Origin of the sequence: Myxococcus sp. NMCA1, assembly GCF_026810205.1 — a bacterium.
Taxonomy (GTDB): domain Bacteria; phylum Myxococcota; class Myxococcia; order Myxococcales; family Myxococcaceae; genus Myxococcus; species Myxococcus xanthus_A.
This window is the reverse complement of record NZ_CP113950.1, coordinates 7,203,720-7,216,644: the sequence shown is the minus strand read 5'-3', so window position 1 is coordinate 7,216,644 and position 12,925 is coordinate 7,203,720. Positions and strand designations below refer to the sequence as shown.

Annotated in this window: 10 protein-coding genes; 4 read left to right on the top strand and 6 right to left on the bottom strand. The window is 69.6% G+C overall.

Annotated features, from left to right (window positions below):
• The first annotated feature begins 2 nt into the window (after window positions 1-2).
• Genes OZ403_RS29725 through OZ403_RS29710 form a run of 4 tightly spaced genes read left to right on the top strand, consistent with a single transcriptional unit; the run spans window position 3 to window position 4,172 of the window.
• Window positions 3-272: a flagellar biosynthetic protein FliQ gene (locus OZ403_RS29725; RefSeq protein WP_268782366.1), complete on the top strand. Its 270-nt coding sequence runs from the start codon at window positions 3-5 to the stop codon at window positions 270-272.
• Entirely contained in the window at window positions 269-1,063 is a 795-nt protein-coding gene (locus tag OZ403_RS29720; RefSeq protein WP_268782365.1) for an EscT/YscT/HrcT family type III secretion system export apparatus protein, read from the top strand. Before OZ403_RS29725 ends, OZ403_RS29720 begins: the two co-directional genes overlap by 4 nt.
• Window positions 1,060-2,109: an EscU/YscU/HrcU family type III secretion system export apparatus switch protein gene (locus tag OZ403_RS29715; protein ID WP_268782363.1), complete on the top strand. Its 1,050-nt coding sequence runs from the start codon at window positions 1,060-1,062 to the stop codon at window positions 2,107-2,109. The genes OZ403_RS29720 and OZ403_RS29715 overlap by 4 nt, the downstream gene beginning before the upstream one ends.
• Window positions 2,106-4,172 carry a flagellar biosynthesis protein FlhA gene (locus OZ403_RS29710; protein WP_268782362.1) on the top strand — a complete coding sequence of 689 codons (2,067 nt, stop codon included), beginning with the start codon at window positions 2,106-2,108 and terminating at the stop codon, window positions 4,170-4,172. The genes OZ403_RS29715 and OZ403_RS29710 overlap by 4 nt, the downstream gene beginning before the upstream one ends.
• A gap of 11 nt (window positions 4,173-4,183) precedes the next feature.
• Here the strand turns inward: OZ403_RS29710 and OZ403_RS29705 are convergent, their stop codons facing one another.
• From OZ403_RS29705 to ligA, 6 genes are all read right to left on the bottom strand, one after another.
• Window positions 4,184-4,537, bottom strand: coding sequence for an HU family DNA-binding protein (locus tag OZ403_RS29705; protein ID WP_011555596.1), 354 nt, complete (start codon window positions 4,535-4,537; stop codon window positions 4,184-4,186).
• Window positions 4,538-4,662: 125 nt separating this feature from the next.
• Entirely contained in the window at window positions 4,663-6,048 is a 1,386-nt protein-coding gene (locus OZ403_RS29700; protein WP_268782361.1) for a YhjD/YihY/BrkB family envelope integrity protein, read from the bottom strand.
• Window positions 6,049-6,436: 388 nt separating this feature from the next.
• Complete coding sequence (locus tag OZ403_RS29695; RefSeq protein WP_268782360.1) at window positions 6,437-9,211, bottom strand: Rne/Rng family ribonuclease; 2,775 nt, start codon at window positions 9,209-9,211, stop codon at window positions 6,437-6,439.
• 551 nt (window positions 9,212-9,762) lie between these two features.
• A complete protein-coding gene (locus OZ403_RS29690; protein ID WP_140794666.1) occupies window positions 9,763-10,206 on the bottom strand; it encodes a DUF3052 family protein in 444 nt (147 codons plus the stop codon).
• Entirely contained in the window at window positions 10,203-10,502 is a 300-nt protein-coding gene (locus OZ403_RS29685) for an acylphosphatase (RefSeq protein ID WP_268782359.1), read from the bottom strand. Before OZ403_RS29685 ends, OZ403_RS29690 begins: the two co-directional genes overlap by 4 nt.
• Window positions 10,503-10,505: 3 nt before the next feature.
• Window positions 10,506-12,524 (bottom strand): NAD-dependent DNA ligase LigA, encoded by a 2,019-nt coding sequence (gene ligA / locus OZ403_RS29680; protein ID WP_268782358.1) that lies wholly within the window; start codon window positions 12,522-12,524, stop codon window positions 10,506-10,508.
• Window positions 12,525-12,925 lie beyond the last annotated feature (401 nt).

Here is a 12,925-nt window from a genome sequence, read left to right as displayed (position 1 = left end):
CCATGACCCAGGACGTCTTCCTCACCCTGGGACGTGAGGCCCTGCTGTTGATGGTGATGGCGTCGCTGCCGCCAATTGGCGCGAGCCTGGTGGTGGGGTTCTTGTCGAGCCTCTTCCAGGCCACCACCCAGCTTCAGGAGGCCACGTTGTCGGTGGTGCCCAAGCTGTGCGCGGCCGTCCTGGCACTGGTCCTCGCCGGGCCCTGGATTGCCGGGCAGCTCACGCGCTTCACCCACCAGCTCCTGATGCTCATCTCCGAGGTCGCGGCATGAATCTGGAGCCGCTCCGCGTCTGGCTCGAGTCACTGGGGCCGGACATCATCGTGGTGGCTCTGTGTGCCGCGCGGTTGCTGCCCATGACGTTCCTGTGTCCGCTGCTGGGTGGACAGGCCACGCCGACGATGGTCCGCCTGGCATTGGTGCTGTCCCTGTCGCTTTTCCTCCGGCTGGAGGCGGGCATGGTGCTGGATGCGCCTGTCACGTCGTCGGTGGCCCTGGGCGGATTGGTGATTCGCGAGCTGCTCTTCGGCACGTCCGTGGGCTTGGTCGCGGCACTCCCCTTCGATGCCGCGCGCATGGGAGGCCGCTTCATCGACCTGCTTCGTGGAACCTCCGCCGAGGCGAGTCTGCCCCTGGCGGGGAGCCGTGAGTCCGCGGCAGGGGAGGGGCTCTACCATCTGCTGGTGGCGCTGGTGGTCTCCGGTGGCATGTGGCCGCTCGTCATCTCCAGCGTGCTGCGTGGGTTCGGCGTGGTGAAGCTCGGCGCCTTCGTTCCAACCGAGGCGGCCACGCTGCATGTCGTCCTGCTGGCGGGCGCGGCCATGGCCACGGGGCTGGCGGTGGGGGCGCCGATCGCCGCGGCGGTGCTGACCGTGGACTGTTTCCTGGGCCTGGCCTCGCGAGCGGCACCGCAGGTGAATCTTCAGGAGGTGGGGACGCCGCTGAAGATTCTGGGGGGGGGCGCCTTGTTGTGGCTGGGGACGGGCGTGTTGTGTGAGCGGCTGCTGGCGGGTGTGTTGTCCGTGGAAGGCGCGCTGGCGCTGTTGGGTGAGGTGGCGCGGTGAGTGGGGAGAAGACAGAGAAGCCCAGCGCGAAGCGCCTTCGTGAAGCACGGCACAAAGGCCAGATTCCCCGCAGCCGCTTGCTGAACGCCAGCGCGGTGACGGCGGGTGGCTTGTTCGGGCTCACGGCGGCCGCGCCAGTGGGCATGGCGAGGCTCCAGGCATGGACGGAGCACCTCTTCCTGGGACAGCAGGACCTTGGGGCGTGGCAGGAAGGGCTCTGGATTGCCGCGCGTTTTTGTGGCCCGGTGCTGGGGGGCGCGTTCGCCGCGGCGCTGCTCGTGTCCGTGGCCACGGTGGGTTTGGAAGCCGATCTCCAGCATGTCGAGCCGAAGCTGGAGCGCATCAGTCTCGTGGCGGGCATGCAGCGGCTCTTCAGTTGGCGCCCCTGGGTGGAACTGGCGAAGACGCTGCTGATTGTCTGTCTGGTGGGGGCGCTCGTCTGGAGCGATGCGGAGGAGGCCGCTCCGGATGCGATGAAGACCGCGTGGCTGGGCGGTACGGAGGGCTTGAGCCTGGTGGTCGCGCACGTGTCCGGACTCGCGAGCCGCCTGGCCTGTTTGCTGGTGGTGCTGGGCGTGGGGGACTACGCGCTGGCCTGGCGGCGCCACATCAAGGATTTGATGATGACTCGCGAGGAGATGAAGCGCGAGTACAAGGAGAGTGAAGGCGACCCCCGGCACAAGGGGCAGCGGAAGGCCCTGCATCGCCAGCTTTCGCAGGGCGGTGCGGCACGCGGGGTGCAAAAGGCGACCGCCGTGGTCGTCAACCCCACGCACATCGCGGTCGCGCTCCGCTACGACGTCGACGAATGTGAGGCGCCCTATCTCGTGGCCAAGGCCCGGGAAGGGGATGCGCTCGCCATGCGGGAGCAGGCACGCCGACTTGGCATTCCGGTGGTGCGGGACATCCCGCTGGCACGCAGCCTCATCCACTACGACGTGGGCGAGCCCATTCCGGAGGAGCTGTACCAGGCGGCGGCGGTTGTCCTGCGCACGGCGATGGATGCGCGGGAGCTGGACGGCCATCCACGGAGACAGACGTCATGAACCCCCTCATGAAGGTGTTGCTGAAGGCGCGAAACTCCTCGGACGTGGTGTTGGCGATCGCCATGGCCGCGGTCCTGGGCGCGCTCATCATCCCCTTGCCCGCGTGGCTCCTGGATGCGGGGCTCGCCGTCAATCTGGCGGCGTCGGTTTCCCTGCTGGTGGCCGCGCTGCGTGCCCGGGACGCCTTGAAGGTGACGTCGTTCCCCACGCTGTTGTTGTTCACCACGCTGTTCCGGTTGGCGCTCAACGTGTCCTCCACGCGGCTCGCGCTCGCGGAGGGGCACGCGGGAGACGTCATCCAGGCCTTCGGTGAGTTCGTCGTCCGCGGCGACTACGTCGTGGGCGCGGTGGTGTTCGCCATCCTCACGCTGGTGCAGTTGCTGGTCGTCACCAAGGGCGCGGAGCGGGTGGCGGAGGTGTCCGCGAGGTTCACGCTGGACGCGATGCCCGGCAAGCAGATGTCCATCGACGCGGATCTACGCGCGGGCGCCATCGACCAGGCGCAAGCCCGGCGCCGGCGGCGTGACCTGGAGCGCGAGTCTCAGATGTTCGGCGCCATGGACGGCGCGATGAAGTTCGTGAAGGGGGACGTGATTGCGGGCCTGGTCATCGTCGCCGTGAACCTGCTCGGAGGCACCGTCATTGGTGTGCTGCAGGGAGGCATGCCCCTGGCCGAGGCGGCGTCGACATTCGCGCTCATCGCCATTGGTGACGGGCTGGTGTCCCAGGTTCCCTCGCTGTGCATCGCGGTGGCCGCGGGCCTCGTCGTCACGCGCGTCGCCTCGGAGAAGGAAGAGGACACACTGGGGGCGGAGATTGGGGCCCAGTTCTTCGGAGAGGCGCGGACGCTCTGGGTGGTGGCGGGCCTGTGCGTCGCGTTGGCCCTCATGCCGGGAATGCCGCACGTGACGTTCCTTCTGCTGGCGGGAGGCCTGGGCGGGCTTGGCCATGTGCTGAGCCGCGCGGGCGTTTCGAAGGTCGAAGAGAAAGCAGGCGCGCCCGCGGAAGGCGTGGCGCCTGGCGCGACTGGAGCCCCACCGGAGAGTGCCGCGTCGCCCGTGGGGGTCTCCCCGCTCACGCTGGACCTGGCGCCCGACCTGACGGTGCTGGCCGAAGCGGAGGGCGCTGCCTTTGTCCACAAGACGTTGAACGGCGTGCGGGACGAGCTGTTCTTCAAACTGGGGGTTCGGGTGCCCGGCATCCGGGTGCGCACGCAGGCCGCCTACCTGGGCCCGGGCGAGTACCGCGTCCTGGTGGACGAAGTGCCAGCGGGGGGGGGGCAGGTGCTGCCGGGGGCGCTCTACGCGCTGGCGCCTCCGGACGAACTGGCGTTCCTCCAGGTGAGCGCGGAGGCCGCGACGGAGCCCTCGAGCGGGAAGGTCATCAGCCGCATTCCAGAGTCGGCTCGGGTCCTGCTGGAGACGGCGCAAGTGCCGCTGCGGCGTCCGGGAGAGCTGGTCTCGGACCACGTGCGCGCCATCCTGCGTGTCCGCGCCGCGGACCTGCTGGGGCTGCAGGACGTCCAGGGACTGCTGGAGGGACTGGAGGCGCAGGCACCCGTGCTCGTGAAGGAGGCGCTGCAGAAGGTGCCGCTGCCGCTGCTCACGGATGTGCTTCGCAAGCTGCTCCAAGAGGGCGTCAGCATCCGGGACTTGCGAGCCATCCTGGAGGCGCTGGTGTCGCCGACGACGGAAGGGGATGCCGTCGCGCTCGCGGAGCGCTGCCGGCAGGCGCTGCGGCGGTACCTCAGCCACAAGTTCGCGCCCACCGGGCCGCTGTACGCGTACCTCGTGGACCCGGAGGTGGAAGAGGTGCTGCGCGGCATGGGGCCGCGAGGGCTGGCGCCCGACCCGGAGCGGGTGGCGGAAATCCTCGAAGGCGTGCGGCAGGTGGCCACCGAGGGACGGGCCGTGCTGCTCACCGCTCCGGATGTCCGGCGGCCTCTGCGCAGACTGTGCGAGGGCGCGTTCCCGGACGTCGCGGTGCTCACCTATGGCGAGCTGGATGGGGCCCTCCAGATTCGCCCCATCGGACGGCTGTCACCGGTGGCGGTGGGGCGCTGACGGAGGTGGGCTTAGAGCCCCGTGCCCGTGTTGCCCGGCCCCTTGCTTTCGGGAAGCGGGGGCAGCTCCGTCTGGGCCTGCTGGGGCGCCGGACGGTTCACGCGGTCGCGCAGCTCCTTGCCCGTGCGGAAGAGCAGGCCGCGCTTGGGCTTCACCGGGATGACCTGACCCGTCTTCGGGTTGCGGCCCTGGTAGCCCTGGTAGTTCTTCACGTGAAAGGCACCGAGCCCGCGAATCTCGATGTTCTCGCCGCGGCAGAGGGCGTCCTTCATCGACTCGAAAATCGTCTCGATGGTGGCCTCAGCCTGCTTCTGCGTCACGCCCCTCTTGGCCACGAGGATGTTGATCAGATCGGACTTGAGCATCGGACGCTCCCGCAAACCCGGTGACCCCTTGGAAACAGGGCGCTCTGGCCCGTGGTTGAATCCTGAAAACATAACAGAACGCATCCTTCGTGCAAGCAGGGTGAGCTTCCAACCACCCAGAACCTCTACGGATTTCCCCCTGCGGCCACCCTGGGTGGTGGGGCGGGAGCAGGCTCGGCCAGTCCTGGGCGGAGCGGCACCACCAGGTCCAGCCATCGGGTGCGACGTAGCAGGTCGACACCGGCGCAGTCAGCTGCCTGGAAGATGGGCTCCATCTGTTCGAATCCGGGCGCCCGTGGTCCGTTCCATCCCTCCGCGCCGCCGGTGAGCATCACACCGTGCACGGCGAGCGTGGTGTCCGCCAGCGTGAGGGCAGCCGGGTCCTTCGCGGGACGCAGGCCCCCTTTGCGGAGGCGCTCCAGCAACTCGGCGGCCACCATGCGGTCGACGACCTCGTGGACGAGCGACTCGGGGACGCGCAGCCGCGTCGCCAGCTCGCGGGGCGAGGGAGGCGGCAGGCCGTCCACCCAGGCCAGGGTGGCCTCCTGGGCGACACGGGCGGCGACCAGTTCGTGCGCGCGCGGGTGGCTTCCAAAAGCGAAGAGGGAGTGCCGGAAGGCGGTGTGTTCCACGGCATAGGAGAGCCGGGCGCCAAAGAGCACCAACAGCCAGCTCACGTAGACCCACGCCAGGAACAACGGGAGCGCGCCGAGCGAGCCGTAGAGGGGGTTGTACTGGAAGCTGCGCTCCGCGAATGCGGCGTACACCTGCTTGGCGAAAGTCCACCCCAGGCCGGCCACCAGGCCTCCGGCGAGCGCGGACCGGACGCGGACATGCGCGTAGGGCGTCCAGTAGTAGAGCAGGGTGAGGCTGGCCACGGTGACGAGCGTGGTGCCCAGCAGGATGAAGGCGCTGGCGTAGGGCGCGTGGCTCTGAAGGAAGACGCGGACCTTGCCCGTCCCGGAGAAGGACAGCGCGAGGAAGAAGGGGCCCACGAGCAAGAGGCCCGAGTAGATGAGCAGCCGGATGCGCCACGGCCGCTGCCGCCGGATGCCCCACAGCTCGTTGACGGCGCCGTCGAGCTGCCGCAGCAGCGAGCCGGCGGATAGGAGCACCGCCAGGAAGCCCACGCTGCCAATGGCGACGGTGTTCGTGGGGTTCAGGAACCGGTCGAGGAACTGGGAGGACTTGCCGCGTACCCCGGGGTTGAGCACCTCGCTGACGACGAAGCGCAGCTTCTCCTTGAACTCCTCCTGGTGGAGGGCGGTCAGCAGCACGAGCGCCACCGTCAGGAGGGGCACCAGGGAGAACATGCTGACGTAGGTCAGCGCGGCGGCCCGAAGCCGGAGATTCTCCCCGCGAAAGCCCTGGGCCACCGTCTTCGCGGCCAGGAAGGTGTCCGTCGCGAACAGCCCCACGGGCGTGTGCTGCAGGGGCGCCCAGAGCCGGGTGGCCTGGGCGGCCAGCCGCTCGTGGAAGTGACGGAGCCACGGCAGGGGCGTCAGCTTCACCGATTCCCTCAAGAGGCCCGGCCGCGCCAGGCGCGGGCCTGACGAAGGCGGAGGGAACGTGGCCCCAGACGGGGCGATACGTGCTCGGAGCGCGAGGACATCATCCGTGTGACATGGCCGGGCCGCGAGGCGGGAACCGCCTTGGGGCTTGGACGCTCACGCTAGCCAATCCGCGGCCGCCAGGGCCAGCCCACCCCGGTTTGAGGTGGCTTGCCAGCGTACACAAGCCGACACGGTGCGGGGCTTCGTATGCACCGGCCAGTGCCGCGGGCGCTTGCCCTCGGCCGGCGGCTTGGAAGGCGCGAGGCGTGCAGCGCCGCCGGCTCCCAGCCCCGGCCTTGAAACCACCGGCAGGGCAGGGCGCCGACGACTGACCGGCGGAAAGAACTCAGGTCGTGCCGCCCGAAGGCTCCGACCCACCACCCGAGGCTGGAGGCGGAGGCGGCGTCGAGCCACCCGCGTTCTCGCCTCCACCAGACGTGTTCTGCGAACCGCCGCGCTCTCCACGCTCGCCGCGGTCGCCACGCCGCTCGCCGCGCTCGGGACGCTCGCCGCGCTCACCCCGTTCGCCGCCACGCTCGGAGCGTTCGCCCCGTTCACCGCCGCGCTCGGAGCGTTCGCCACGCTCCCCACCGCGCTCGGAACGGTCGCCCCGCTCGCCACCCCGAGGACGGTCTCCACCACCCCGGCCCTCGCGGCGGCCCTCGCGACGGTCTCCGCCCCGCTCACTGCGCTCGGAGCGTTCGCCGCCGCGCTCACCGCCCCGGTCCCTGCCACCACCGCCGCCGCCACCACCACCACCGCCGCGCCGGCCCTGCTCCTGGCGGCCGTAGCCTCCGCCATTGCTGTCGGGCTTGCGCTGCTGCATGGCCAGCTCGCCATCACCCGAGCCGGGCGACGAGGCCACCTTGTGCTCCGGGCCGGAGGCCGAGCGGCCGTAGATGTCGTACTGCTCGCGGTGGTAGTTCTGCTGCGCCTTGACCTGGATGGACTTGTTGTACCGGTCCATCAGGTGCCGCAGCTCGTTGCGCTCCTCGCCCTGGAGCAGGCGCGCCACTTCCGCGTTGCAGTTGATGACCAGCGTGGAGTCCTTGTAGCCCGGCGCTTCGCGGCGAATCTCCCGGAAGATTTCGTAGGCCACGGTGGTGGCCGTCTTCACGAAGCCGTTGCCGTCGCAGTACGGGCAGTCCTCGTGGAGCATGCGGCCAATGGACTCACGCACGCGCTTGCGCGTCATCTCCACGAGGCCCAGCTCGGAGATGCGCAGCACGTTCGTCTTGGCCTTGTCTCGGCCCAGCGCTTCCTGCAGCGCCTTGAAGACCTTGTCGCGGTTCTGCGCCTTCTCCATGTCGATGAAGTCGCAGATGATGATGCCGCCGATGTTGCGCAGCCGGAGCTGGTAGACAATCTCCTTGGCCGCCTCGACGTTGATCTTGGTGATGGTCTCCTCGAGGCTCTTCTTGCCGACGTAGCGGCCCGAGTTGACGTCGATGGCGGTGAGCGCCTCTGCCTGGTCGATGATGAGGTAGCCGCCGCTCTTCAGCCACACCTTGCGCTGGGTGGCGCGCTGGAGCTCCTGCTCGATGCCGTACGCGTCGAAGACGGTGTCATCGCCCTCGTGCAGGGCCACCCTGTCTCGCAGCGCCGGGTCCTGCGCGGTGACGAAGCCGAGGATGCGCTCGTACTCCTCGCGGTCATCGACGACGAGCTTCTCCACGTCGTGCGCGAAGAGGTCACGCGTGGCGCGCAGGATGAGGTCCAGGTCGGGGTGCAGCAGGCCGGGGCCGCCGCGCTTCTCGTTCTTGCGCACCACCTGGTTCCACACCTCGATGAGGAACCGGATGTCGCTCTCGAGCTTCTCCTGCGGCACGTTCTCCGCGACGGTGCGGACGATGAAGCCCGTTCCGGGCGGGCGCAGGCGGTCCACGATTTCACGCAGACGCCGGCGCTCCTTCTCGTTGGAGATGCGGCGGCTGATGCCCACGTGGTCCACCGTGGGCATGAACACCAGGTGACGGCCGGGGATGGAGATGTGGGAGGTGAGCCGCGCGCCCTTGGTGCCGATGGGGTCCTTGGAAATCTGGACGACGACTTCCTGGCCCACCTTCAGCAGGTCCTCAATCTTGTCGGTGCGGCGCGGCTTGGCCTTCTCCTTGTCCTCGTCGCGCTTGTCGCCCCGGCGCTTCTCCTCCTGCGGCCGGCGGCCCTTGTCCTTCTCTCCGCGCTCCTTCTCCCGGCTCCGGGGCTCACGCGCCTCACGGGCCTCGCGCGGCGTGCGGCGCTCGCCGGAGACCTCGGACGGCTTTGCGGCCTGCGCGCCCTCCGCGGCGGGCGAGGGGATGATGTCTCCCAGCGCGGCGGCCGCGGGCGGAGGGGGCTCGACGGGAAGACCGGTGGCCTCGCCCTCGGCCGCTTCCACGGGCGTCTCCACCACGGCCGCGGCGGGCTCGGACGCCGCGGCAACGGCCAGCGCCGCCTCGGGCGACTCCACCTTCGCGGCGGGCTCCACGGAGGCCTCGGTCACCTGAGGCTCGGAGGAGGGCGCGGCCTCGGCCTCACCACCCGCCGGAGCAGGCGCGGCCTCCACGGGCGCTGCCGTGGACGGCTCGACGGCGACAATCTGCTCGGGCGTGACGGGCTGCGCGGCCGGCCCGGCGGCCGGCGCTTCCTCCGCGGGCGCCACCGGCGTCTCCGCGCCCGGCGGCATCACCGTCGGGGCGTTGGCGGCCAGCTCCAGGGCGGTGTCGCGCGGCAGGGACTCGGTGGGCGCCGCGACAGGCTCGAACTGGGCGTCCTCCGGCTCCGGCTCCACGTGACGGGGGGGCGCGTGCCGGGCGGCGGCCTCCGCGGCCTCGGCCTCGGACTCGTCCGGGACGTCCGGCGCATCCTCGTGCTCACCTTCGGTCAGCTCGAACTGCGCGCGCGCGAAGTCAGGGTCGTAGACGACGTCGCTGACATAGAGGAACGCGGCCTTCTCCAGGCCAATGTCCACGAAGGCGGCCTGCATGCCGGGGAGCACCCGGACGACGCGGCCCTTGTAGATGTTCCCGACGACGCCCTTGTCCTTCTTACGCTCGAGGTAGAACTCCGCGATGTGTCCGCCCTCGACGAGCGCGACGCGCGTCTCGCGACCCGCGGCGTTGATGACCAGGATGCTGCTCATGGATGAATCCTGCTGGCGCGCGCGGTAGGGCGGACCTCACCGGACGGGCGGCGGCGAGACGCCGCGCCTCCGAGCGCGCTGCGAAGGGAGAGGCGGCCTCCGGCGGGCCTACAGCGAGCGACGCCGGCCCGGGCATGCCGGGTGCGGCTGGGGGCGCGCTGTCGAGGACCGAGGGGACCACCGCCTGCTCCTCCGAGTTCATTGGCGCCCCGCATTGCGACCGGCACCGTGCCGGGCGAGGCCTTGTCTTCACAACGCGTTCGAGCTTCCCCACGACGCGCGTGCCGCCCGCTCTTCTATCCACACCCGGTCGGTGCCCATCGTGGGCCACCTTGGGGGGGCGACTGGAGCCTCGGTGCGGCTGACGCGCCCGGAGGAGCCGGGAACGCAACCCGTCAAAATCCCTACCAGACGTCGACCCCCGACAACGCGGGGCGTCACACAACCGTCCAGAAACACGGGGAGTTTTTCACGGCCCCCCGGGTGTGTAAAGCCGAGAAACGGCTTCCATCCACTGTCAGGCAGATGCCGGGCGGCTACCCGGCAGGGCATCAGGCCTGGGCGGGGGCTTGCTTGCGCTCCCCTGGCTTGTCCAGTCGCCCTCGGGGCCGCCTCACCAGCCGGAGGCCTGTCCAGGTGGCGTCGATGGTGCAGATTTTGTTGTCCACCAGACCGATGTCCAGGGCCGCGTGGCGGACGAAGTCCTCGGAGAGGCCCCGGCGGGCGCTTTCGCCCCCCGGCCAGCACACCCAGATGCCACCAGTAAGGGCCATGGCGCGGGCCAGGGCCGGCAGCCGCTGCACCAACTCCTGTGGGTCCTCGGTGAAGAAGAGGATGACATCCAGACCCGTCACCGCGGTGATGAGGAACTCCACCCCATCCGGCAGCGGGTTGAGCTTCTGAACGAAGCCCCGCGGCGGGTTGATGACGGAGACCTTGGACCCGGCCCGGATGCCCAGCATGGCCGGGAGGGAGGCCAGCGCGTAGGGCGTCATGACGTGCGCTCCACGTTGAAGTGACTGAACTCGCCGGTGGCTTCGCCGTCCGTGCGCTGAACGCCCGAAACCCGGGCCTGCGTCGGACCGCGATGACACCAACGGATGAATTCCTCGAGCACGGCGGGCTCCCCTTCCACGACGGCCTCCACGGCCCCGTCCGGCTGGTTGCGCACCCAGCCTGTCAGACCCAGGCGTGTGGCCTCAACGCGGGCGCTCTCCCGGAAGAAGACGCCCTGCACCTTGCCTTCGATGCGCAGCGAGGCTCGCCGCGTGCCACTCATGGACCGCCCCATCCTCTAGGCGTTCGTCTGCAACATCTGCAGGAACGCCTGCTCGTCCAGGATTCTTACCCCGAGTTCCTGGGCCTTCTTCAGCTTGCTGCCCGCATCCTCACCGGCCACGACGAAATCGGTCTTGCGCGAGACACTTCCGGCGACCTTGCCGCCCCGGCGCTCGACCTCTTCCTTGGCCTGCTCCCGCGTCATACCCGTCATCGCGCCGGTGAGCACCACCGACTTGCCCACGAAGGGACCTCCCGTGGCGACCTGGGGCGCCGCGGGCTGGACACCCGCCGCCAGCAGCGCGCGGATGGCCTTCTGGTTCTGGGGCTCCTGGAAGAAGGTGTGGATGACCTGGGCCATGATGGGGCCCACGTCCTTCACGCGGGAGATGTCCTCCAGGCTGGCCTCAAAGAGCGTCTCCGACTGGGGGAAGGCCTCCGCCAGCGCCTTGGCGGTGGCGTCACCCACGTGGCGGATGCCCAGGGCATAGAGGAAGCGGCGCTGCGTGGTCTGCTTGGAGCGCTCCAGCGACGCGATGAGGTTGTCCGCGCTCTTGTCGCCCATGCGCTCCAGCGTCAGCAGGTTCTCCTTGGTGAGCGCGTAGAGGTCCGCGAACGCCTTCACCCTGCCAGTGGACACCAGCTGCGCGGCCAGTTTGTCGCCCAGACCTTCGATGTCCATGGCCAGGCGGCTGGCGAAGTGGCGAATCTTTTCCACCAGCTGTGCGGGGCAGGAGGCGCCCGTGCAGCGGATGATGGCGCCGTCCTCGTCCTTGGTCGCCACCGCGTCGCAGACGGGGCAGTGCTTGGGGAACTCGAAGGGCGCGGAGTCCGCGGGGCGCTTGGACAGCACCACGGAGACGATTTCCGGAATCACGTCACCGGCGCGGCGCACGAAGACGGTGTCGCCCTTGCGCACGTCCTTGCGGCGCAGCTCGTCCTCGTTGTGCAGCGTGGCGCGCGCCACCGTGACGCCGCCCACCTTCACCGGCTTGAGGTGCGCCACCGGCGTCAGCGCGCCCGTGCGGCCCACCTGGATGCCGATGTCCATCACCTCCGTGGACTCCTCCTCGGGCGGGAACTTGTAGGCCACCGCCCAGCGGGGGCTCTTGGAGACCTGGCCCAGGCGCTTGCGCTGGTCCTCGTCATCCACCTTCACCACCATACCGTCCACCTCGAAGGGCAGCTCGTGGCGGCCCTTGAGGGAGGCGTCATAGGCCTCGCGCACGCCCTCCAGGCCCTCGGCGCGGCGGTACTGGTTGATGGGCAGGCCCAGCGTCTTGAGGTACTCCAGCTTCTCGATGTGCGTCTTGAAGACGGGCACGCCTTCGCCCGGGACGCATTCGTAGAGGAACACGGAGAGGGGCCGGGCGGCCGTCATCCGCGGGTCCAACTGGCGCAGGCTGCCGGCGGCGGCGTTGCGCGGGTTGGCGAAGAGCGGCTCGCCTTCCTCCTCGCGCTTCTCGTTGAGCTTCTGGAAGTCCTTCTTGCGGATGAAGACCTCGCCGCGGACCTCCAGCACGTCCGGCACCTTCACTCCGTCCTGGGGGAACAGCGACATGGGCAGGCTGCGGATGGTGCGCAGGTTGCCGGTGACGTCCTCGCCGGTGGTGCCGTCGCCCCGGGTGGCGCCCTGGATGAACGCGCCCTTCTCGTACCGCAACGCGATGGCGAGTCCGTCCAGCTTGGGCTCGCAGACGTAGGTGATGCCCGGCAGGCCCACCAGCTTGCGGATGCGCTCGTCGAACTCGATGAGGCCCTGGTCCTCGAAGATGTTGGCCAGCGAGAGCATGGGCGCCCGGTGCACCACCTCGCCGAACTCCTCGGCCGCCGCGCCGCCCACGCGCTGGGTGGGCGAATCCGGCGTCTGGAGGCTCGGATGCTTCGCCTCCAGGTCCTGTAGCTCGCGCATCAACTTGTCGTATTGCGCGTCGCTGACCTCGGGCGAGTCGAGGACGTAGTAACGGTAGTTGTGGTGCGCCAGCTCACGGTGGAGCTCACGGGCTCGGGCTGCGGCTTTCTGGAAGTCGTCCACGGTTCGCGGTCCTTACTCCAAAACACGGCGCGGCGGCGCGTGCCTCGAAAGGCGGCCACTCTACGGTTCCCGACTGACAAGGTCGGTCGTCGTCTCCGCGTGAACCCCGCCCTGAGGGGAAGCGGACCTGGAGGGTCCGGTGTTGTCGCTGGCAGTGGCGTTGTCCGCGCGCCGACCCGCCGGGTCCTCAAGTCCGGGGCAGGGGACTCCAGAAGGCCCGCACGGCCGACTGGAAATGGGGCCCCGGGGGCGCGTGTTGCTCAGCTGGAAGCGTTGCAACCGTGGCCCTCAAGATGCCTTGACAGGCCAGGAGGGGGTCAATAACGTCCCTCGCGGTTCATGGCGCAGGCGTATCCGACGGCGCCGACTCTTCTCCCAACCACAAGGCTCACGCCCGCGCA

Bases quoted from the DNA above. Each gene is read 5' to 3' on its own strand.
- OZ403_RS29725 (WP_268782366.1), top strand. From the start codon at position 3: ATGACCCAGGACGTCTTCCTCACCCTGGGACGTGAGGCCCTGCTGTTG.
- OZ403_RS29720 (WP_268782365.1), top strand. From the start codon at position 269: ATGAATCTGGAGCCGCTCCGCGTCTGGCTCGAGTCACTGGGGCCGGAC.
- OZ403_RS29710 (WP_268782362.1), top strand. From the start codon at position 2,106: ATGAACCCCCTCATGAAGGTGTTGCTGAAGGCGCGAAACTCCTCGGAC.
- OZ403_RS29705 (WP_011555596.1), bottom strand. From the start codon at position 4,537: ATGCTCAAGTCCGATCTGATCAACATCCTCGTGGCCAAGAGGGGCGTG.
- OZ403_RS29695 (WP_268782360.1), bottom strand. From the start codon at position 9,211: ATGAGCAGCATCCTGGTCATCAACGCCGCGGGTCGCGAGACGCGCGTC.
- OZ403_RS29690 (WP_140794666.1), bottom strand. From the start codon at position 10,206: ATGACGCCCTACGCGCTGGCCTCCCTCCCGGCCATGCTGGGCATCCGG.
- OZ403_RS29685 (WP_268782359.1), bottom strand. From the start codon at position 10,502: ATGGGGCGGTCCATGAGTGGCACGCGGCGAGCCTCGCTGCGCATCGAA.